Source organism: Pandoraea sp. XY-2 (assembly GCF_004193915.1).
GTDB classification, from domain to species: domain Bacteria; phylum Pseudomonadota; class Gammaproteobacteria; order Burkholderiales; family Burkholderiaceae; genus Pandoraea; species Pandoraea cepalis.
Genome location: NZ_CP030849.1, coordinates 330,164 through 352,024, shown reverse-complemented (window position 1 = coordinate 352,024; position 21,861 = coordinate 330,164). Strand labels below are relative to the sequence as shown.

The following is a 21,861-nucleotide window of genomic DNA, read 5'->3' as shown; positions in this document are numbered from 1 at the left end:
TTCGGGATTGCTCAAGGCGATCCCTTGTCGGTGGTTTCCACTCGTATTGCATAGGTTGGGCGCGGTCAAACGCCCGGCATGTTGCTATCGGCACCCGTTGGCGGCTGCCAGGAAAGCAGTCGCTTTTCCAGCATGGCCATCAACACTTCCGCGCTCAGCGCGACGACACCGATGATCAACATCGCGCCGAAGACACCATTGGCGTCGAACGTGTTCTGTGCCGTCGCGATCACCAGGCCCAGGCCTTGCTGCGCGCCCAGAAACTCGCCGACGATGGCCCCGATGATCGAGAAGCCCAAGGCGACGTGCAGGCTCGCGATAATCCACGTCATCGCGGAGGGGAAGACCACGTTCGCGATGACATCGAAGCGCGATCCGCCCAGAATGCGCACGTTGGCGATCAGGTTGCGATCGACGCTGCGCACGCCCTGGAACGCGTTGAAGAACACGACAAAGAACACGAGGACGGCGGCCAGCACTACCTTCGACGGCATGCCGAGCCCCAGCCACATGACGAGCACCGAGCCCAACACGATCCGCGGCAGCGCGTTGACGATCTTGATGAATGGGCCGACCACGTCTGCCAGATACGGGATCTCGCCCAACAGCACGCCGAACAGGATGCCGGACGTCACGCCTGCAATAAAGCCGAGGAGCGACTCTTCGATGGTGACCCAGATCTGTAGCCAAATAGAGCCGTAAGCTGTCCCGCTGCGAGCCCATTCAATGAGTCGAGCGACGATCCCGCTCGGCGATCCGAAGAAAAACGGGTCGATGACTCCCCAGTATGAAAACAGCTGCCAGCCGCCGACCAACAGTACGAACAGGGTCGCCCGCCCCAACCAAACGAGGTTCTTGCGACGCTGTGCCTTGCGTCGCGCGGCTGCCGCCACCGTCACCGAATCGCTCCCTGCTATCGCGCCGTTGAGCTTTGCGCTTGAGTTCGAGCTGGTCATGCTGCGGCCCCCCTGACCTTCGCTGCGGAGGTCGTTCGGGAATAGGCTTGCTCGACTTCCTCGCGCAGCGATTCCCAGATTTGTTGATAAAGATCGAGAAACCGCGGATGAAAGCGGATCTCCTGCACTTCGCCGCGCGGGCGCGGCAGGTCGATGTCGAACACCGCCTTGACGGTGGCAGGCCCGGCGGTCATCACCACGACGCGATCGGCGAGGGCGATCGCCTCCTCCAGGTCGTGCGTCACAAACAGGACCGACGGTCGGGTGCGCTCCCATAGCGTCAGCAATTCGTTGGACATGATGGCGCGCGTTTGCACGTCGAGCGCAGAGAACGGCTCATCCATGAGAAGCATGGAGGGTTTGTTGATGAGTGCGGCGGCAAGGCTGACGCGCTTGCGCATGCCCCCGGACAGCTGATACGGGAAGTAGTCTTCGAAGCCCGAGAGACCGACAATCCGCAGCCACTCACGCGCCTCGTCCATCGCGGCCTCTTTCGGGACGCCACGAAACGACGGCCCGAGCGCCACATTCTTCAGGATCGACTTCCAGGGAAGGAGGGCGTCGTTCTGGAAGACAAAGCCGGCACCGCCGGAAATGCCGTCGACGGCCTGGCCAGACACCTTGACAACGCCGGCGCTGGGTCGATACAGCCCCGCAGCCAGCGTCAAGGTCGTGGACTTGCCGCATCCGGTCGGCCCCACCACCGCGCAGAACATGCCCGGCTCGATGACGAGGCTGACATCGCGCAACACCGTTTTTTCGGTGCCGTCTCGCGTGGGAAAACGCTTCGTCACCCCGGAGAACTGAATACCTCCTTGCCCTGCTGAATTCGCTACCATCGCAAAACCTTATGTCGTGTACCCATCGACATCCGACCAAGTGGTGGACGCCGATGAGTGAATTGCAAAAATCTCACGCTGCCCACATCGAGCTCTCTTCGAACCCGTATCGGGCTACCCCTTCAGTGACCCATTGCCGAAAGGCAAGCACCGGCTTGAAAATTTAGAATCACTGAAACTTTCGAACACGCCGATCACCCATATAAATAGGACTCCTATCTTCATAGACTTGCAAAGCACTCGAATGACAGACTCCGCGCACCACTCAGATTTTTTGGCTACGAGAATCGCACTTAGCAAGCGCTGTCGGAAAAACGCATTGGCGTCGATTCTTCCGTCTGACTCGTCAACGTTCGATCAGAAATGCCAGATGCCGCCGGCCTCGATACGTTTCGCCGTCGCGGCAGACAGTCCCGTCGAGTTCTGGAACGTCTTTTGCCCCCACATCACCTCGATGCCCACGTCGACGGTGCGGAACGGTCGATAAATCAGGTTGAGGTGAACGGTCTTGGTAGTGACGGCGTTCTGCGGATCGGCGGGCAGGAACGATGCCAATCGCTGGTGGTTGTATCCGAATCCAATGTTCGAACGCAGCTTGTCGGTCCACCAATGCTGGAAGAACAGGCCTCCCCCAAGCTCGGGCTGAACCTGGACATCCGTGGCCCCCGTGGGATTCGCGGCCGTTCCGTTGTTGATCGCAAGCACGGAAGCCGTGTTGGCACCGAAATCGTCCGGAATGTATCGGCCCAATGCGCCGTACCAGATCTGGCCGCCGAAATTGTCACGACCATATCCGCCGCCCGCCTTCGGCAGATTGAATGTCGCGCCCATCAGCATCGCGCCCGCAAGCTTTGTCGTGCGCGATCCATTCTGGTCGGTAAAGCCGAGCTCGCGGGCAATCCCTGAAACCTGAAAGTGCCCCCAGTCGGCTTCGCGCTCGTATTTCACGCTCAGATCCGGGAACGGATTCGATTTCGTCACGGCCTCGATGTTGCCGCGCGTGTCCTGGTAGCCGGTCTGCGGGTTTTCCAGTGCGAACGACACGGCACTGCCTTTGCCGAGCGGCATCGTGTAACGGACTTGCGGCGTGCGCGCGGCCGGAAGACCTGCCTGTCCGGCGTTGTCGAACGTTTCGACCGCGTCCGGGTCGTCGATGAAGTTCGAATTCGCCATACCGACGAGGAACCCGCCAATCGTGCCGTAGGCGGTGACCACGCGAGCACCCCAGCTATTGTTCTGCAATGCCTGGTTGTTGTCGCCGCCCGAGACGAAGCCGTAGAAGTCGAGTCCGAAATTGGTGGTGATGTTGCCGTACGGGCTTGGCGTGCTGCTCCCCACGACCAGTCGTGAAACCTTGTCCTGGAAATGGAACGTACGCGCCGATTGCGCTCGGGCGTTGCTGCCGGCAGGATCCAGGTTGCCTATCGCAAACTTTGGTCCGAGATTTTCGGTGGGATCGTAAATGCCCTGAAAATTGATGAAGCCGCCAATACTGAGCGAGGTGTCGGTGCCCGGGACGATGAACGACCCCGGCATGGCGCCGCGACGGATGTACTGGTCCGAAATGCTCATCTGCTCGGCCTTCGTCGGCGGCAGACTCTCGGCCGGCGCTTGCGCCACGGATACCGCGACGGGATTCTTGGCTGTCTGGCTCTGCGCCATTTTCAACTGATCGAGCCGTACCGACAGATCGTGAATCTCCGCCTGGAGCTGGCTCATGTCATCGGCATGTGCCGCCGGCATCGCGCCGAGACCGGCAATTGCGCAGCACAGGACTTTCGCCGACAACGACTTGTCCAATTTCGAACGACGTTCTCGCCTCTTAGGTAACTTCGCCCACCGTTTCATCCGCTGTCTCCTGCATCTGATTGTTGTTCATGCAAACCCGCTCAAGGAAGCTTCGTGAGCAGTGAACGAATCTTAGGGAGGACTAGCTGTCAACTAGCTGACGCTGGCGGGACTGAATTGACGGTGTTTACCCGGGGCGGTGAGGAAGTGGGCGGCGTGGGGTCTGCGGTCTAAGTCCCCTGCGGCAATTGCCTTGGAGGAGACGCGTCGGTCCGTTCGAGCAAGGCGAGCCGGAGGCGCGCGTTGTCGTGAAATACCATACGGTTGCGTAGCACGTCCATACCCACGGCGATCACGTGACGATTCGACCCGGTGTCGAGCCGCATCCGAACCAGGCGTCCGTTGACGTGCACCGTGATGAAAGGATCGGTCTTGTGAACCGGATCGCCATACCGGATGGACGCTTCGAAAACCGGTTCAACCGACGGCCACGGCGCGCTGCATCGTTCGTGCGCCGCATGAGCCAGCAATGGCGCCGAGAGCATTTGACGCCGACCATCCCTGGCCGCCGCAAACGTCTCACGCCTACGCCACGCCCACGACCCCAAACCGCTCCCGATACGCCACCGGTGTCACGCCGTACTGACGTTGAAAGGCGCGCCGCAGGTTTTGTTCGTCGCCGAAGCCCACCCGTGCGGCGATGCGCTTGAGCGGCGCATCCGAATCGAGCAAGGCAAACCGAGCCGCCTCCAGGCGCATGCGCTCGACCGCCTTGGCCGGCGTCGACCCCGTGCGCGCGAGATAACTCCGCGCAAACGTGCGCGCGCTCATGTTCGCCTGCTCGGCCAGCCGCACCACCGACAGATCGCCATCGAGCCGTTCGGACATCCACGCATGCAAATCCCCGAACGGCGCTCCCGCCGCGACCTGCGCCTGTAACGGCGGACTGAACTGCGATTGCCCCCGGCGCGCTTGAGGAACACCACCAGCCGGCGCGCCGCCTGCAACGCGATATCCGCACCCAAATCGTCCTCGACCAGCGCCAACCCCAGGTCGATCCCCGCCGTAATCCCCGCCGATGTCCACACCGGATCCTCACGCACATAAATCGGATCGGACTCGACCCGCGCGTTCGGAAAGCACGCCTGCAACATCGCCGTGTCGAGCCAGTGCGTCGTCGCGCGACGTCCATCCAACAACCCCGCCGCCCCCAGAATGAACGCCCCCACGCACACGGAACACACGCGCCGCACGCGCGGCGCATAGGCGCGCAACCACTCGCCCACCTCACCCGGCACCGCCGGACGATGCGCCACGGCTCCGCCCACCGCGATCAACGTATCGACGGGCATCGCTTCGAGTGCGCGCATCGGTTCGGTATGCAACGTGATGCCCGACCCCGTCTCCACCGGCCCGCCGTGCTCGGACACCACCACGGTTCGGTACGGCGTCGCCTGCCCCAACGCAGCGAAGTTGCGGATAACGGCGTGAAACGCATCGAGCGGTCCGGCCAGATCCAGCAACACGAACGGCGGCACGATGAGAAAGGCAACGAGACGAGGTGGGTTCATGGTCACGAGAACATGGGGGCGTCAGGCCGTCGCGGGCGCCGCACGGCGCTTCGCGTCGACGGCATACCATACCGTCGCCAGCGCCGCGAGCGCGAGCAGCGGGAAGGTCGCCTGATTGATGGTGGCCCAGCCAAAGCGAGCGAGCAACTGCCCCGCGAACAGACTCGCGAGCGCCGTCCCGGCGAAGGTGATGAATTCGTTGGCAGCCTGCGCGCGAGCACGCTCCGCCGGACGATACGACATCGTGAGCAACGTCGTGCCGCCCACGAACATGAAATTCCAGCCCACGCCGAGCAACGCCAGCGCCGCATAGAAGTACGGCAGGCTCGTCGATGCAAGGGCGACGACCCCGCACAGGGCACTCATCGCAATGCCCGCCAGCAACACCGGCACCACACCCCAGCGCTTGACGAGATGCCCCGAGAAGAACGACGGCGCATACATTCCCACAAGGTGCCACTCGATGATGTGCGCCCCGTCGTCGATACTGTGTCCGCATGCCACCGCCGCGATGGGTGTTGCTGTCATGACGAACATCATCACCATGAAGCCGATCAGGTTGTTCGCCAGCGCCGCCACATAAATCGGCTGGCGCATGATCTCGCCGAGCGGTCTGGCCGGTAACGCGCCGGCGTCGCCGGTCGCACCGCCGACGGCATGCACCGGTAAATCGCGCAGCAATCCGACGAGCAAAACCAGCGATATCGCCGAGAGGATCGCCACGACGAGATACGAGCCCGCGAACGTCACCGGCGCGAGCCAGTCTTTACTGCCAGCCGCGAGCGCTGGTCCGATGACCGCGGCCAGCACGCCGCCGGTGAGCACGATGGAAATGGCGCGTGGCTTGTCTTCGAGCGGCACGACGTCGGCCGCTGCCAGCCGGTAATAGCGCGCGAATGCCTGAAACACCCCCACACATGCCGTCCCGCGCAGAACATCGCGAAGTGGCGCTCGTAGATCGCCATGACCGACACCAGCCCGCCGACCGTGCCGAACAATGCGCCCAGCGCGAAGCCGAGACGCTGTCCGATGCGCTGAATCAACATCGACGCAAAGATCGTGGTGATGGCGGATGCCACGGTAATCAACGAGAAGGGCAGCGTCGCATAACCTTTGTCGGACGCCAGCATGTAGCCGACGAGTCCCGTCAACGTCAGATCGACGGACAACCCCGCGGTGAATAGCGCCTGACACGCGGCCAACACCGCGGCATAGCGGCGGCCCATCGAACGATCGGGGCGCCCGGAATGCTTCTGGCGCCCGCTGGGTTCGGAATCCGTGGGGCGCGCGGCGCGCCCGGCAATGGCATCGGTCATGAGCGTGTTGTCGAACAAGTCGGAGAGTCGTCGGGAGCCCTCATCTTGCCGTCGGCCGGTTTGGCACGAATGCCAATCATGCATCAAAAAATGCCATCTCGTCGTCCTGCGTCCCGGGCGCCATTCAGTCACCGCGGCCAGCGACCTTCCCGCCGATCAGGCCACCGGATCGCGCCAACTCGGTGCGCACCAACTCGGCGCGCAGCCGCACCACGGTGCCCCGTTCGGAGGACGACACGCCGATCAACCACGGCGCAGAGCCCCATGCGTACGACGTGATCGACCCTATCGGTTCGACGCGACGGCGCTGCTTTCACGGGCCTGTGCGTGCTTTGCAACGTCCCACACTTCCCTTCGCGCGAATGTGCACCGTGACCTCGCATGCCCAATTCCGGCCATCGCTGGCACGGCCTTTGCGTAAGTCCCCCGGTACCGGATCGACCGGTCTAACCAGGAAAGGGGAAGACGTACCATGAAACGACGCACGCTACTCCAGATGGCGGCCCTCTCGGGCGCCGCATCGCTGACGGGCATGGCGCCCAACTTGTTCGCGCAGAGCAAGTCGCCCATCAAGGTCGGCATCCTGCACTCGCTCTCAGGCACGATGGCCATCTCGGAGACGTCGCTCAAGGATGTCGCGCTCATGACGATTGCCGACATCAACGCCAAGGGTGGCGTGATGGGCCGCCCGCTCGAAGCCGTGGTGGTCGACCCGGCGTCGAACTGGCCGCTCTTCGCGGAAAAAGCCCGCCAGTTACTCACCAAGGACAAAGTCGCCGCGGTGTTCGGCTGCTGGACGTCGGTGTCGCGCAAGTCGGTGTTGCCCGTCTTCGAAGAACTCAACGGCCTGCTCTATTACCCGGTGCAGTACGAAGGCGAGGAGATGTCGAAGAACGTCTTCTACACGGGTGCGGCGCCGAACCAGCAGGCGATCCCGGCGGTGGAATACGTGATGAGCAAGGAAGGCGGCGGCGCCAAGCGCTTCTTCCTGCTCGGCACCGACTACGTCTATCCGCGCACGACCAACAAGATCCTGCGCGCCTTCCTGCATTCGAAGGGCGTGGCCGACAAGGACATTCAGGAGGTCTACACGCCGTTCGGCCACAGCGATTACCAGACCATCGTTGCCAACATCAAGCAGTTCGCCCAGGGCGGCAAGACCACAGTCATCTCGACCATCAACGGCGATTCGAACGTGCCGTTCTACAAGGAACTGGGCAACCAGGGTCTGAAAGCGACCGACGTGCCGGTGGTGGCGTTCTCCGTGGGTGAAGAGGAACTGCGCGGCATCGACACGAAGCCCCTCGTGGGACACCTCGCGGCATGGAACTACTTCATGTCGGTGAAGAACCCGACCAACGACGCATTCAAGAAGGAGTGGTTCGCCTACGTCAAGGCCAAGGGCCTGCCCGGCGGCGACAAGCGCGTCACGAACGATCCGATGGAAGCCACGTTCGTCGGCATGCATATGTGGAAGCAAGCCGTCGAGAAAGCGGGCAGCGTCGACGTCGACAAGGTACGCACCGCGATGATCGGCCAGTCCTTCAAGTCGCCGGACGGCTTCGACATGGTCATGGACGGCAATCACCACCTGCACAAGCCGGTGATGATCGGCGAGATCCGCCCGGACGGTCAGTTCAACGTCGTGTGGAAGACCAAGACCACGGTGCGTGCGCAGCCGTGGAGCCCGTACATCGCGGGTAACGAAGGCAAGCCCGACAAGGTCTGACCCTCCTTCCATTCCCTGCGCCGGCGCCGGATCGACGGCCGCCGGCGCGCGCAGAGGTTTTGATGATAACGATAAGACGCTGGACCGCTGCCGCCCTTGTCCTGCTCTCGCTGGGCGCCGCGCTGACCACTCCCTCCCTGGCCCATGCCGCCGTCTCTGGCGCTGACCTCACGGCGCTCGCCGGCGACGACTTCGACGCCAAATCGCAAGCCATCGATCATCTCGTGTCCGACGGCTCGCCGCAGGCCGTCGCGCTCCTCAAGGCGCTGGCCGACGACACGGTCGTGACCGTGGGCGATCGCCTCGCCATCCAGGATGGGGAGAAGACCCTCGATCCGATCACAGGCGCCCCTATCAAGGGCGAGAACGCGGGTTCGATCACGCTCAACAACGTGCTGCGCGCCAAGGTCGATACGGCCGCCGCCGCCGGCGCCTTGCGCTCGCCCGATCACGACGCCCGGGCGAAAGCCATCGAGACGATGCTGCAAAACCCGTCGCCCGCGTTCAAGACGCTCATCGAACAGGCGCGCCAGAAGGAGACCGATCCGACGCTGCGCAAACGGCTCGACCAACTCTGGGCGCAAACAGCATTGCATGACACCGACGCGAAGAAGCGTCGTGAAGCCATCGATCTGATCGCCGCGGCGGGTGACCCGCAGATGCGCGATCTGCTGCTGCCCATCGTCGCGAAGCAAGCGGACGGCACCTACGCCGAGCCCGACGCCAACGTGCGCAGCGCCGCCGACATCGCCCTGACGAAACTGGCCGCGGCGCAGCGCCGCAGCGAGTTCTTCGGCACGCTCTTCGCCGGCCTGTCGCTCGGCAGTGTGCTGCTGCTCGCCGCGCTCGGCTTGGCCATCACCTATGGCCTGATCGGTGTCATTAACATGGCGCACGGCGAATTCCTGATGGTCGGCGCGTATGCCACGTACGTGGTGCAGACCCTCTTTCAGCGCTTCCTGCCGGGGGCCTTCGACGCCTATCTGGTAGCCGCCGTGCCCGCCGCCTTTCTCGTGGCGGCCGCCCTCGGTTTCGTGCTGGAGCGTACCGTCATCAAGCATCTGTACGGCCGCCCGCTCGAAACGCTGCTCACAACATTCGGTATCAGCCTGCTCATGATCCAGGGCGTTCGCACGTTGTTCGGCGCACAGAACGTCGAAGTGATCAATCCGTCGTGGATGAGCGGCGGCGTCGCCGTACTGCCCAACCTCATGCTGCCGTACAACCGCATCGCGATCCTGATATTCGCGCTGGTGGTCGTGGCGCTCACGTGGTCGGTGCTCAACCTCACGCGCCTGGGGCTGTTCATTCGCGCCGTCACGCAGAACCGGTCGATGGCCGCCTGCGTGGGCGTGAAGACGGGACGCGTCGACAGCTACGCCTTCGCGTTTGGCGCGGGGATTGCCGGCCTGGGCGGATGCGCGCTTTCGCAGATCGGCAACGTCGGCCCGGACCTCGGGCAGAGCTACATCATCGACTCGTTCATGGCCGTGGTGCTGGGCGGCGTGGGACAACTGGCCGGGACCATCGTCGGTGCGTTCGGCCTGGGCATCGCCAACAAGCTGCTCGAACCGGTGTGGGGCGCCGTGCTCGCCAAGATCGCCGTGCTGATCCTGATCGTGCTGTTCATCCAGAAACGCCCGCAGGGCATGTTCGCGCTCAAAGGGCGCAGCGCGGAGGCCTGAATGCAGACATCGAACTTCCTGCCCGAAGGGATCGCCCCTTCGATCTCGCTGGACGTGCCGGCGCGCGCCCGGCTCCTGCCGAAGCATGTCGCGCCCTTGCTGTTCGCGTTCGTGCTGGCGGTAACGATTCTCGTGCCGGTTTGCGCCCTGGTACTGCCGGCCACGCACCCGTTGCACCTGTCGGCCTACGCGATGACACTTGTGGGCAAGATCATGTGCTACGCGATCGCGGCGCTCGCGCTCGATCTGGTGTGGGGCTATTGCGGCATCCTGAGCCTGGGCCACGGCCTGTTCTTCGCGCTCGGTGGATATGCCATGGGGATGTACCTGATGCGGGGCATCGGGCGCGACGGCGTGTATCACAGCAACTTGCCCGACTTCATGGTGTTTCTCGACTGGAAGTCGCTGCCCTGGTACTGGACCGGTACCGAGCATTTCGCCTGGGCGATGTTCCTCGTCGTGGCGCTGCCCGGCGTGGTTGCGTGGCTCTTCGGGTACCTGGCCTTCCGCTCGCGCGTGAAGGGCGTGTACCTGTCGATCATCACGCAAGCGCTCACGTTCGCCGCCATGCTGCTCTTCTATCGCAACGAGACCGGCTTCGGCGGCAACAACGGGTTCACCGACTTCAAGCGCATTCTCGGCTACTCGATCACGTCGGCGAACACGCGCACGGTGCTGTTCCTCGTGACGTTCGTCGTACTGATCGGCGCCTTCCTGCTGTGCCGCGCGCTGGTCGTCTCCAAGTTCGGCCGCGTGGTCACGGCCATTCGCGACGGCGAATCGCGCGCCATGTTCCTCGGCTACCGGCCGCTGAGCTACAAGCTGTTCGTGTGGACGTTGTCCGCCATGCTGTGCGGCGTTGCGGGCGCACTTTACGTGCCGCAGGTCGGCATCATCAACCCGAGCGAGATGGCGCCGGTGAACTCCATCGAGATGGCGATCTGGGTCGCGATCGGCGGACGCGGCTCGCTGGTGGGCGCGATTGCCGGCGCGTTCCTCGTCAACGGTGCGAAAAGCTTCTTCACGGCTTACTTCGCCGAGTACTGGCTGTTCTTCCTCGGCGCGATGTTCGTGCTCGTGCCCCTGCTGCTGCCGCAGGGCGTGATCGGCCTCGTCGCACAACTGTCCCGCAAGCGCACGCTGCACTCGCCGGCCGCCGCCGAAGGCGATGCGCCGCACCCTGCCACCGGAGACCGCGCATGAGACCCGACATCGACATCAGCTGGCAGATCGCCGACGCACCCGATGCATCCGTCACCGTCAGCGGCGACGCTACCGGGATGTCGCATCTCGTGGTGCCGGGAGAGATCGACACGTCGCACGGTCTTATCCTGTACCTCGAGAACATCTCCGTATCGTTCGACGGCTTTCGCGCCCTCAACGACCTGTCGCTGGCGATCAAGACCGACGAGCTGCGCTGCGTCATCGGCCCGAACGGCGCGGGCAAGACAACGATGATGGACGTCGTGACGGGCAAGACCCGCCCCGATGCCGGCCGCGCCTTCCTCGGCCAGACGCTCGACCTCACCCGGCTCGACGAGCCCGCTATCGCGCAGGCGGGCGTTGGCCGCAAGTTCCAGAAGCCCACGGTGTTCGAACATCACAGCGTGTGGGAGAACCTCGAACTCTCGTGTGCGGGCGACAAACGCTGGTTCCGCGCACTGTGGGACATGCTCACGCCGACCATTCGACGCCGCATCGAGGAAGTGCTCACGCTCACGCACCTGGAGCATCAGGCACATGTGCGTGCGGGCCAGTTGTCGCACGGCCAGAAGCAGCGCCTGGAGATCGGCATGTTGCTCATGCAGCAACCGCAACTCCTGCTGCTGGACGAACCCGCCGCCGGCATGACCGACGAGGAGACCGCGCAGCTCGCCGAGTTGCTCAACCGGCTGCGCGGGCATTGTTCGATGATGGTGGTCGAGCACGACATGGCGTTCGTCGCCGCCCTCGCCGGCGAGACGGGGCTCGTGACCGTGATGGCCGAAGGGCGGGTGCTGGCGGAAGGCACGCTCGATGTCGTGCAACGCGACGAGCGCGTGATCGAATCGTATCTGGGACGCTGACCATGCTGGAAATTCACGCACTCAATCAGTACTACAGCGGCAGCCACATTCTGCGCAACGTGGAGTTCACCGTGCCCGACGGTCAGCTCACCGTGCTGCTCGGGCGCAACGGCGTGGGCAAGACCACATTGCTCAAGTGCCTCATGGGCGTGGTGCCGGTGAAATCTGGCAGCATCGCGTGGCGCGGCACTGCACTGACGTCGGCCCCTCCGTACGCGCGCGTGGCGCATGGGCTGGCGTATGTACCGCAAGGTCGCGAGATCTTCCCGCGTCTTACTGTCGAAGAGAATCTGTTGATCGGTGCGGCGAGCCGTCCCGCGCGCGAGGCCAAGCGCGGCGTGCCCGAGCACATCTACGAACTGTTCCCCGTGTTACGCGATATGAAGCAGCGGCGCGGCGGCGACCTGTCCGGCGGGCAACAACAGCAACTCGCCATCGGACGCGCGCTCATGAGCGACCCGCAACTGCTGATCCTCGACGAGCCGACCGAAGGCATTCAACCATCGATCATCAAGGACATCGGGACAACATTGCGGCGTCTGGTCGACGAACGCGGCATGACGGTATTGCTGGTCGAGCAGTATTACGACTTTGCCCTGCAACTCGCGGATCACTATCGCGTGATGAGTCGGGGCGCCATCGTGGCGAGCGGCCTGGGCAAGGACATGGAAGCCGACGGCGTACGGCATCAGGTGACCGTGTGAGACAGAGGCGGCAGGTTTCGATGTCGCGCGCTGGCGGCGCATGCTAGATTCGCGCCATCCATAGCCGAACGATTTTCATGAATTCTCTGCACACGCCCAGCGCCGGCTGGCACGCCGCGCTGACGCTCGGCTTCGCCCGTCACGGAGCACGCACCGTTCTCGCCACGCGACGCCACCACGGCCCGCTCGTCGTCCAGAAGTCGCTTCATCCGGAAGGCCCCGGCATTTGCCATGCCGTGGTCGTGCATCCGCCCGGCGGGATTGCGGGCGGCGACACGCTGTCCATCGACGTCGAAGTCGGTGAGAACGCGCACGCGGTATTGACCACGCCCGGGGCGACCAAGTGGTACAAGTCGCAAGGCCGATTCGGGACGCAGGACATCCGCCTCAGCGTGCGCGACGGCGCGAAGCTCGACTGGTTGCCGCTCGAGAACATCGTGTTCGAGCATGCGGATGCGCGCCAATGCATCACCGTGAAGCTTGGCGAGAACGCGTCCGTCATCGGCTGGGACGCCACGTTGCTTGGCCGTCAGGCGGCGGGTGAGCAGTGGACGCACGGTCAATGGCACGCGCGCTTCGAACTGCGCGATGCGACGGATCGTCTGCTGTGGGCGGAACAGGCCGTGCTCGACGCCGACGATGCGCAACGCACCGGTACCACCGCGCTCGCGGGCTTCCCGGTCTTCGCCACGCTGTGGGCCGTCGGTGCCGCTTGCACACGCGAGCTGGCCGAGTCGCTCGCCCAAGGCCTGCCGTTCGACGACACGCTGCGCGCGGGGATCACGTGCCTGCCGGGCAACGTGCTCGTGCTGCGCGTGCTCGGACACGACATGGAGACGGTACGGCGGTTGCTGGTCTCGCATTGGCTGACGCTGCGCCCGCTCGTTCACGGCGTGCCCGCGGAGCCGCTGCGACTCTGGGCGACGTGAGACGGCTTCCCTCCCGTCACGCGCACCACACGCACCACACGCACCACACGCACCATAACGGTGACGCGCACGATGCCGCGTCACCCTCGCCGGCCCGATTTCGCACCAATGCTGGGCTTCCCTCCCCGTTTTCGCCACTTCCCGTTGTCGTCGCCATTGCCGTCGCCGTAGCCGTCGCCACGGCACGTTGCGCGTGCGTGCGCCCCATCCCATCAGCCTCGTGACCCGAAGCATTGCCGGGCACGATTCCTGCTAGATCACTGTATCGACCGGTCAGACCAGATGTGCCGGCCGCCGGAACACTCCTGTTACCGGAATGCTTCGCCCCCTGATCCCCGAGGTTGCCTCTATGCTGCCGTTCATTCGTAGTGCCTTCTCTCACGACACCGTTGCCGCCACGCTCGGCGCACGCGCACGGACCCGTCGCGCTTTCACCACGCTGATGCTGGCCGTGAGCGCAATCACCGTCTTCGCCGTGGCAGTGCCGCGCAGCGCGCATGCCGACGGACTCGACGACATCGTCAAGCGTGGCACCCTGCGCGTGGCCGTGCCGCAAGACTTCCCGCCGTTCGGCTCGATCGGCGCCGACATGAAGCCGGTCGGCTACGACATTGACGCTGCCGCCTTGCTCGCCAAGGGCATGGGCGTGAAGCTGGAACTGGTGCCGGTGACGAGCGCCAACCGCATCCCCTACCTCACGACGAACAAGGCCGACCTGGTGATCTCCAGCCTCGGCAAGAGCGCCGAGCGCGAGAAGGTCATCGATTTCTCGCAAGCGTATGCGCCGTTCTACAACGGCGTGTTCGGGCCCAAGGATCTCGCGGTGTCCAAGCCCGCCGATCTGTCGGGCAAAACCGTCGGCGTGACGCGCGGCGCCGTCGAAGACATCGAACTCTCGAAGATCGCCCCGGCCGACGCCACGATCAAGCGCTTCGAAGACAACAACGGCACGATCTCGGCGTTTCTCTCCGGGCAGGTGCAACTAGTCGCCACGGGCAACGTCGTGGCCGCGGCCATTCTCGCCAAGCACCCGCCCAAGTTGCCGGAGCCGAAGTTTCTCATCAAGAACTCGCCGTGCTTCGTCGGCCTGAACAAGAACGAGCCGCGCCTGCTCGGCAAGGTCAACGAGATTCTCGCCGCTGCGAAGAAAGATGGCGCGCTGAGCAACATCTCGCAGAAGTGGCTCGGCATGCCGCTGCCGACGAATCTCTGATCTTGGCATCCCGCCCCTCGCGACTCCTCACCGGCTTCACATGCATTACGTTCTCGATTTTGCCGATCTGCGGCAATACCTGATGCTCTTCGTGCGCGGCGCCGCGCTGACGGTTGTGCTCACGGCCGTGTCCACGGTCGTGGGCGTGAGCGTCGGCGCGCTGTGCGCCGTCGCCCGCGAGGAAGGCGCGGTGTGGCTCAAAGCCATTACCGGGCTGTACGTCGAGCTGATCCGCAACACGCCGTTCATCGTGCAGCTCTTCTTCATCTTCTTCGGACTGCCGAGTCTTGGCATTCATATCGACGAGACGACCGCCGCCGTCCTCGCCATGAGCGTAAACCTCGGCGCATACGCCACCGAGATCATTCGCGCCGGCATGCGCGCGGTGCCGCGCGGTCTGTCTGAAGCGGGACTGTCGCTCGCCATGACGCGCGCTCAGATCCTGCGTCATGTGATCTTGCCGCAGGCGTTTGCCAAGGTGTTCCCCGCACTCGCCAGCCAGATCGTGATCGTGATGCTGGGGTCGGCCGTCGTCTCGCAGATCTCCGTGCCCGATCTGTCGTACGCCGCCAACTTCGTGCAGTCGCGCACGTTCCGGGCGTTCGAGAGCTATCTGATCGTCACCGCCGTGTACCTCACGCTCGCGATCGCACTGCGTCGTGTGCTGATGCGCTGCGCACGGCGCCTCTTTCGCGGCACGGTCAACGTCAAGGCAGGTGCCCGATGATCGAGTTCTCGACGTGGGACATGCTGCGCGGCCTGCTGCTCGCGGCACGCTGGACACTGGCACTCTCGGCCATCGCCTTCGTCTGCGGCGGCGGCGTCGCCCTGATGTTGCTTGTCGTGCGCGTTGGACGCGTTTCCTGGGCAGCACGCGCCGTGGCGCTGTATATCGAAGTGTTCCAGGGCACGCCGCTGCTCATGCAGTTGTTCCTGGTGTTCTTCGGCTTGCCGCTGCTCGGCCTCGACGTCTCGCCCTGGGTCGCGGCGGCCGTGTGCCTCACGCTCTACACGAGCGCCTATCTCACGGAGATTTGGCGCGGCTGCGTCGACGCGATTCCGCACGGCCAATGGGAGGCCTCGTCGAGTCTCGCCATGCGCTTCGGCGAGCAACTGCGTCACGTGATCTTGCCGCAGGCGCTGCGCATTGCCATCGCGCCCACGGTCGGCTTCTCGGTGCAGGTCGTCAAGAGCACGGCGCTCGCGTCGATCATCGGCTTCGACGAACTCACCAAGACCGGCACCATGCTCACCAACGCGACGTTCCAGCCGTTTACCGTGTACGGCCTCGTCGCGCTGTTCTACTTTGCTGCCTGCTATCCGCTGTCGCTGTGGGCGCGTCATCTCGAAAGGAAACTCCATGTCGCTCATTGAAGTCAGGGGCATGCAAAAGCGCTTCGGCGAAACCCCGTGCTCAAGGGCATCGATCTGGACGTCGAGCGCGGTCAGGTCGTGTCGATCATCGGCAAGAGTGGGTCGGGCAAGAGCACATTGCTGCGCACGCTCAACGGCCTGGAGCGGTTCGACGCGGGCAGTGTCGCCGTCGAGGGCGTGCACGTCGGCGCGCGCGACACCGATCTGCGCGCCCTGCGTCTGAAAGTCGGCATGGTGTTCCAGCAGTACAACCTGTTTCCGCATCTGTCGGCCGGCGAAAACGTGATGCTCGCGCAGAAGGTGGTGAAGAAAACGCCTGGCGCCGAAGCGCGCGACGTTGCCCGCGCCATGCTCGACAAGGTGGGATTGGCCGACAAGTTCGACAGCTATCCATCGCAGCTCTCGGGCGGTCAACAGCAGCGTGTGGCGATCGCCCGCTCGCTCGCCATGCGTCCGGCCGTGATGCTGTGCGACGAGATCACCTCGGCGCTGGATCCCGAGTTGGTCGCCGAAGTGCTTGGGGTGCTTGAAAACCTTGCCGCCGAAGGCATGACGCTGATTCTCGTCACGCATGAGATGCGCTTCGCCCGTCATGTGTCGGACCGCGTGGTGTTCATGCATCAGGGCAAGATCTGGGAGTCCGGCGCGCCGGAAACCCTCTTCACGCAGCCGTCGACACCGGAATTGCAGCGCTTTCTCTGCCAATGACGACGCCAATGACCGACACTTGCCGCCGCGTCGTTTCGCACAGTTTTGGTGCGCGCCACGCAGACGGCAAAACCCAGTGGCGCGGACAAGGGCGTGCGCCTATGATGTGCGGCAACGGCGACCGCCCCACGACCCTTTCGCATTGACGTTCCCCCCGTTCACGATGAAGCTCACTCCACGCGAAAAAGACAAGCTGCTCATCTTCACCGCCGCCTTGCTCGCCGAACGTCGGCGTGCGCGCGGGCTGAAGCTGAATTACCCGGAGGCCGTGGCCTTCATCAGCGCCGCCCTCATGGAAGGCGCGCGCGACGGACGCACCGTGGCCGACCTGATGCATTACGGCACCACGCTGCTCTCGCGCGACGACGTGATGGAAGGCGTGCCCGAAATGATTCCGGACATTCAGGTCGAAGCCACGTTTCCGGACGGCACCAAGCTCGTCACCGTGCACCACCCGATTCCCTGAAGGGCGCACGCGCGGAATGCCCCTCGTGCAGTGGCGGCCATCGTCGCCATTCGCGCTCGTTCATCGTTGTCCTTCGATTCGAAACCGTTTCTCTGTCGTCGACAATCCCATCTTAAGGACGTCTCATGTCAGTGGCCCGCCTCCCGAATGCCCATGATGCCCATGAAGTGACCGTCGCGTGCGCGGCGGATGCTTCCCCGGCCCCCAGTCGCACGTACCGTCGCGTCGTGCGTGTGACGACTGGCCTCGCGCTGCTCGCCGCATCGAGTCTCGCGCTCGCACACCCCGGTCATCCGGGCCATGACGCGGCGGGCAGTTTCGTCGCCGGTTTCGTGCATCCGCTCACCGGTGCCGATCACCTTTGCGCCATGATCGTGGTTGGCTTGTGGAGTGCGCTCACGTCGAAACGTGTCTGGCTCGCCCCGTTGGCTTTCGTCGCCATGCTTGCCGCAGGCGGGTTGCTCGGCATGGCGTATGGCGCGGGGCTGCCGGGCGTGGAGCCGATGATTGCCGTCTCGCTGCTCGTGCTGGGACTCATGCTCGCGACGCGCGCGAAGCTGCCCGGCGCAGTGGGGGCCGCCGTCGTCGGCGCGTTCGCGATCTTCCATGGGGTGGCTCACGGTGCGGAATTGCCGGCCGAGGCGAGCGCCATGCATTACATGGCAGGCTTCCTGCTTGCGACCGGCGTGCTGCACAGTCTGGGCATCGTTGCCGGCGTTGCGCTGCGTCGCCGTGCCGCGTGGTTGCCGCGCGTGCTCGGAGCGGGCGTGCTCGCCTACGGCGCGGCGCTGCTCGTCGCGGCGGCCTGAGCGGCCAAGATTGCGCGCATCCTTCAATTCCTCCAAGAGACGCTCATGATTCCCGGAGAACTGTTGCCCGCCGCAGGTGACATCACGCTGAACGAGGGTCGCCCGACCCTCAGCGTGAGCGTTGCCAACACCGGCGATCGCCCGATCCAGATCGGCTCGCATTTTCACTTCTACGAAGTCAACGACGCGCTGCAATTCGACCGCGAAGCGACGCGCGGCTTTCGCCTGAACATTGCGTCCGGCACCGCGGTGCGCTTCGAGCCGGGGCAACAACGCACGGTCGAACTGGTCGCGCTGGCGGGGGACCGACGCGTCTTCGGCTTCGCGGGTCGCGTGATGGGGGCGCTATGAAGATTTCACGCCGCGCCTATGCGGAAATGTTCGGCCCCACGACGGGCGACCGGCTGCGGCTCGCCGACACGGAACTCATCGTCGAGATCGAGCGCGACTATACGATCTACGGCGAAGAAGTGAAGTTCGGCGGCGGCAAGGTGATTCGCGACGGCATGGGCCAATCGCAGCGCACGCGCGCCGACGTCGTGGATACCGTCATCACCAATGCCGTCATCATCGACCACTGGGGCATCGTCAAAGCCGACATCGGACTCAAGGACGGGCGGATCTGGGGCATCGGCAAGGCGGGCAATCCGGACATCCAGCCCGGCGTGACCATTCCACTGGGCGGCGCGACGGAAGTGATCGCCGGCGAAGGCATGATCGTCACGGCAGGCGGCATCGACTCGCACATCCACTTCATTTGCCCGCAACAGATCGACGAGGCGCTGTCGTCCGGCGTGACCACGCTGCTCGGCGGCGGCACCGGGCCGGCGACCGGCACGAACGCCACCACCTGCACGCCGGGGCCGTGGCACCTGGAGCGCATGCTCCAAGCGGCCGACGGCTGGCCGATCAACCTCGGCTTTCTCGGCAAGGGCAACGTCAGCCAGCCCGCCCCGTTGATGGAGCAGATCGAGGCCGGCGCGATCGGCTTGAAGCTGCACGAAGACTGGGGCTCCACGCCGGCCGCCATCGACGCCTGCCTGTCGGTGGCCGATGCGACCGATACGCAGGTCGCCATCCACACCGACACGCTCAACGAGGGCGGCTTCGTCGAAGCCACCGTTGCGGCCATCAAGGGCCGCACGATCCACACGTACCACACCGAGGGCGCCGGAGGCGGTCACGCACCGGACATTCTCAAAGTTTGCGGCGAGGCGAACGTGCTGCCGTCGTCCACCAACCCGACGCGGCCGTACACCATCAACACGCTCGACGAGCATCTCGACATGTTGATGGTCTGCCATCACCTCGATCCGGCCATCGCGGAAGACATTGCGTTCGCCGAATCGCGCATTCGCCGCGAAACGATTGCCGCCGAAGACATCCTGCATGACCTCGGCGCACTGTCGATGATCTCGTCGGACTCTCAGGCCATGGGGCGCGTCGGCGAGGTCGTCATGCGAACTTGGCAGACGGCGCACAAGATGAAGGTACAGCGCGGCGCGCTCGGCACCGACTCGGCGCAGGCCGATAACTTCCGCGTCAAGCGCTACGTGGCGAAGTACACGATCAACCCGGCGATCACACACGGCATGGCCCATGAGATCGGCTCGGTGGAGGTCGGTAAATGGGCCGACCTGGTCCTGTGGGAGCCGGCGTTCTTCGGCGTGAAGCCGTCGCTGATTCTCAAGGGCGGCATGATTACGTCAGCGCTCATGGGGGACCCGAACGCGTCCATCCCGACGCCTCAGCCGGTGCACTATCGCGAAATGTTCGGCGCGCGCGCCGGGGCGCTGGCGCGCACGTCGCTCACGTTTGTGTCGCAGGCGGCGTACGATGGCGACGTGGCCGGCCGCTATGGACTGGCCAAGCGCATCGTGCCGGTGCGCAATATCCGGCAGGTGACCAAGGCCAACATGATCCACAATGACTGGCTGCCGCATATCAGCGTCGACCCCGAGACCTATCAGGTGATCGCCGACGGCCAGTTGCTGACCTGCGAGCCTGCGAGCGTGCTGCCGATGGCGCAACGTTACTTCCTTTTCTGACCTATGTCGCAAGCCCCCGAATCGCCCCCCTCGGCGGACAACGCCGCCCCTTCGACGACGCTGCGTCGCGTCGAGAAGCGCCTCGAGGCCGGACGCCTGGCTGCGCCGCTCATGCGGCGTGCCCCGGCGCTCGTGCTGCCGTTCGATGCGCGCAGCAAGAGCCGCCTGCGCGCCACGCTGGAGACCGGCGAAGACGTCGCCCTGTTCCTGCCGCGCGGCACTGTGCTGCGTGGCGGTGATGGCCTCGTGGCCGACGACGGCGGCCTCATTCGCGTGGAAGCCGCCCCGGAGACGGTGCTGCTCGTAACGGCCGCCACGCCGCTCGCGCTGACCCGCGCGGCATACCATCTCGGCAATCGGCATACCCCGGTCGAAGTGGGCGATGGTTATCTCAAGCTCGAGTACGACCCGGTGCTGCGCGACATGTTGCTGCGACTGGATGTCGACGTTGCCGAAGCGCTGATGCCGTTCGAACCCGAGGCGGGCGCCTATGGCGGTGGGCACAAGCATGGTCACGATGCGACCTTCGCCGAAGATTTGGCGCTCGCCCAGCGCGTGTTCCATGAGCATCATGGCCATTCGCACGACCAGGGTCATGACCACGACCAAGATCAAGGGCATGGGCATGGGCATGGGCACGCGCATTCGCACGATCACAACCACGACCACGGTCATGTTCACGGCCCGGGGTGCCATCACGATCACTCGCCGGCCCACGTGCATGACCCCGATTGCGCCCACTCGCCAAGTCACGTGCACGACCCCGATTGCGATCACTCGCCGGCTCACGTGCATGGGGCTGATTGCGCGCACTCACACGCCCACGACGTTCCTCGCGACCATGTCCATGCGCACGGCCCAGATGGCGTGCATGATCATGCCCGCGCACCGGACGATGCACCTCTTTCTGTGAGTTCGACCAATGACGGCAAGTCTGGCCAGACCGCTCACTGAAACGGTTGCCGCCGCGTCGCTGCAGTCGCTCGCCGCGCTGCTGCATCTCGCCTCCCCGGCGCTGCCCATCGGCGCGTTCAGCTATTCACAAGGGCTTGAAGCCGCGGTCGAACACGGCATCATTCACGATGCCCCGAGCGCCGAGCGCTGGATTGCCAGCCAGCTCGACGGCGTGTTCACGACCGGCGAGATGGCGCTGCTTGCGAGGCAGTGGCGTCACTGGCAATCGCGGGACATGGCATCGCTCGTCCGCGTGAACGATTGGCTGCTCGCGACGCGCGAGGCGGCCGAGTTGCGCGCGGAAACCGAGCAGATGGGGTGGTCGCTCACGCAACTGGCGATCTCCCTCGAATGGGGCGACGCGATACAGCGGGAGCACCTGTCCTCGCTGCGTCCGATCGCGTTGCCAACGGCCTTCGCCTTCGCGGCGCTGACGCATGGCGCTCCGCTGCTGGACACGCTCGTCGCTTACGCGTTCAGTTGGCTTGAGAATCAGGTGGCCGGCGCGCTCAAGGCCGTGCCGCTCGGACAATTGGCCGCACAACGGGTGATCGTGGCATTGCGCCCTCGTGTGGTCGATGCCGCGCATCGAGCCGCGTCGTTGCCGGAAGACCGGATCAATACCTTTTCCCCGGCGCTCGCCATTCTCGCGTCGCGTCACGAAACACAGTATTCACGCTTGTTCCGTTCGTGAGGCACGATACGT

The 21,861-nt window shown here is 64.5% G+C and carries 17 protein-coding genes and 4 pseudogenes; 16 read left to right on the top strand and 5 right to left on the bottom strand.

Annotated features, from left to right (window positions below; translation table 11 throughout):
- Positions 1-65: 65 nt before the first annotated feature.
- The 5 genes and pseudogenes from DRB87_RS01515 to DRB87_RS01495 form a co-directional block, all read right to left on the bottom strand.
- On the bottom strand, positions 66-956 hold the full coding sequence (locus DRB87_RS01515) for an ABC transporter permease (protein WP_130024600.1): 891 nt from the start codon (positions 954-956) through the stop codon (positions 66-68).
- Positions 953-1,795, bottom strand: coding sequence for an ABC transporter ATP-binding protein (locus DRB87_RS01510; protein WP_130024599.1), 843 nt, complete (start codon positions 1,793-1,795; stop codon positions 953-955). Before DRB87_RS01510 ends, DRB87_RS01515 begins: the two co-directional genes overlap by 4 nt.
- A 357-nt stretch (positions 1,796-2,152) precedes the next feature.
- Positions 2,153-3,583: a DcaP family trimeric outer membrane transporter gene (locus DRB87_RS01505; protein ID WP_240756139.1), complete on the bottom strand. Its 1,431-nt coding sequence runs from the start codon at positions 3,581-3,583 to the stop codon at positions 2,153-2,155.
- Between the two features lie 585 nt (positions 3,584-4,168).
- Positions 4,169-5,154, bottom strand: a pseudogene (locus tag DRB87_RS01500) (GlxA family transcriptional regulator).
- A 21-nt stretch (positions 5,155-5,175) separates the two neighbouring features.
- A pseudogene (locus DRB87_RS01495) lies at positions 5,176-6,380 on the bottom strand (MFS transporter).
- Between the two features lie 622 nt (positions 6,381-7,002).
- Here DRB87_RS01495 and urtA point away from each other — a divergent pair.
- From urtA to DRB87_RS01415, 16 genes and pseudogenes are all read left to right on the top strand, one after another.
- On the top strand, positions 7,003-8,199 hold the full coding sequence (gene urtA / locus DRB87_RS01490; RefSeq protein WP_369751579.1) for an urea ABC transporter substrate-binding protein: 1,197 nt from the start codon (positions 7,003-7,005) through the stop codon (positions 8,197-8,199).
- 62 nt (positions 8,200-8,261) lie between these two features.
- Positions 8,262-9,884, top strand: coding sequence for an urea ABC transporter permease subunit UrtB (gene urtB / locus DRB87_RS01485; RefSeq protein WP_130024597.1), 1,623 nt, complete (start codon positions 8,262-8,264; stop codon positions 9,882-9,884).
- Positions 9,885-11,087 carry an urea ABC transporter permease subunit UrtC gene (urtC, locus tag DRB87_RS01480; protein WP_130024596.1) on the top strand — a complete coding sequence of 401 codons (1,203 nt, stop codon included), beginning with the start codon at positions 9,885-9,887 and terminating at the stop codon, positions 11,085-11,087.
- Positions 11,084-11,950 (top strand): urea ABC transporter ATP-binding protein UrtD, encoded by an 867-nt coding sequence (gene urtD / locus DRB87_RS01475; protein ID WP_130024595.1) that lies wholly within the window; start codon positions 11,084-11,086, stop codon positions 11,948-11,950. Before urtC ends, urtD begins: the two co-directional genes overlap by 4 nt.
- Before the next feature lie 2 nt (positions 11,951-11,952).
- Positions 11,953-12,654, top strand: a complete 702-nt coding sequence (gene urtE, locus DRB87_RS01470; protein WP_130024594.1) for an urea ABC transporter ATP-binding subunit UrtE — start codon at positions 11,953-11,955, stop codon at positions 12,652-12,654.
- A 77-nt stretch (positions 12,655-12,731) separates the two neighbouring features.
- A complete protein-coding gene (locus DRB87_RS01465; RefSeq protein ID WP_130024593.1) occupies positions 12,732-13,583 on the top strand; it encodes an urease accessory protein UreD in 852 nt (283 codons plus the stop codon).
- 442 nt (positions 13,584-14,025) lie between these two features.
- A complete protein-coding gene (locus DRB87_RS01460; protein ID WP_130027659.1) occupies positions 14,026-14,796 on the top strand; it encodes a transporter substrate-binding domain-containing protein in 771 nt (256 codons plus the stop codon).
- Positions 14,797-14,836: 40 nt separating this feature from the next.
- Entirely contained in the window at positions 14,837-15,523 is a 687-nt protein-coding gene (locus DRB87_RS01455; protein ID WP_130024592.1) for an amino acid ABC transporter permease, read from the top strand.
- A complete protein-coding gene (locus tag DRB87_RS01450) occupies positions 15,520-16,170 on the top strand; it encodes an amino acid ABC transporter permease (RefSeq protein ID WP_130024591.1) in 651 nt (216 codons plus the stop codon). Before DRB87_RS01455 ends, DRB87_RS01450 begins: the two co-directional genes overlap by 4 nt.
- Positions 16,157-16,878: pseudogene (locus DRB87_RS01445) on the top strand (amino acid ABC transporter ATP-binding protein). The gene DRB87_RS01450 and the pseudogene DRB87_RS01445 overlap by 14 nt, the downstream one beginning before the upstream one ends.
- 163 nt (positions 16,879-17,041) lie before the next feature.
- Entirely contained in the window at positions 17,042-17,344 is a 303-nt protein-coding gene (locus DRB87_RS01440) for an urease subunit gamma (RefSeq protein WP_017234023.1), read from the top strand.
- A gap of 233 nt (positions 17,345-17,577) precedes the next feature.
- Positions 17,578-18,153, top strand: a complete 576-nt coding sequence (locus DRB87_RS01435; RefSeq protein ID WP_130027658.1) for a HupE/UreJ family protein — start codon at positions 17,578-17,580, stop codon at positions 18,151-18,153.
- A 45-nt stretch (positions 18,154-18,198) separates the two neighbouring features.
- The gene (locus tag DRB87_RS01430) at positions 18,199-18,504 is read left to right on the top strand and encodes an urease subunit beta (protein ID WP_130024590.1); all 306 of its coding nucleotides are present in this window, start codon (positions 18,199-18,201) and stop codon (positions 18,502-18,504) included.
- Positions 18,501-20,201 (top strand): urease subunit alpha, encoded by a 1,701-nt coding sequence (gene ureC / locus DRB87_RS01425; RefSeq protein WP_017234020.1) that lies wholly within the window; start codon positions 18,501-18,503, stop codon positions 20,199-20,201. The genes DRB87_RS01430 and ureC overlap by 4 nt, the downstream gene beginning before the upstream one ends.
- A 60-nt stretch (positions 20,202-20,261) precedes the next feature.
- A pseudogene (ureE, locus tag DRB87_RS01420) lies at positions 20,262-20,918 on the top strand (urease accessory protein UreE); the annotation flags it as partial.
- 205 nt (positions 20,919-21,123) lie between these two features.
- Positions 21,124-21,849, top strand: coding sequence for an urease accessory protein UreF (locus DRB87_RS01415; RefSeq protein WP_130024589.1), 726 nt, complete (start codon positions 21,124-21,126; stop codon positions 21,847-21,849).
- The last annotated feature ends 12 nt before the right edge of the window (positions 21,850-21,861 follow it).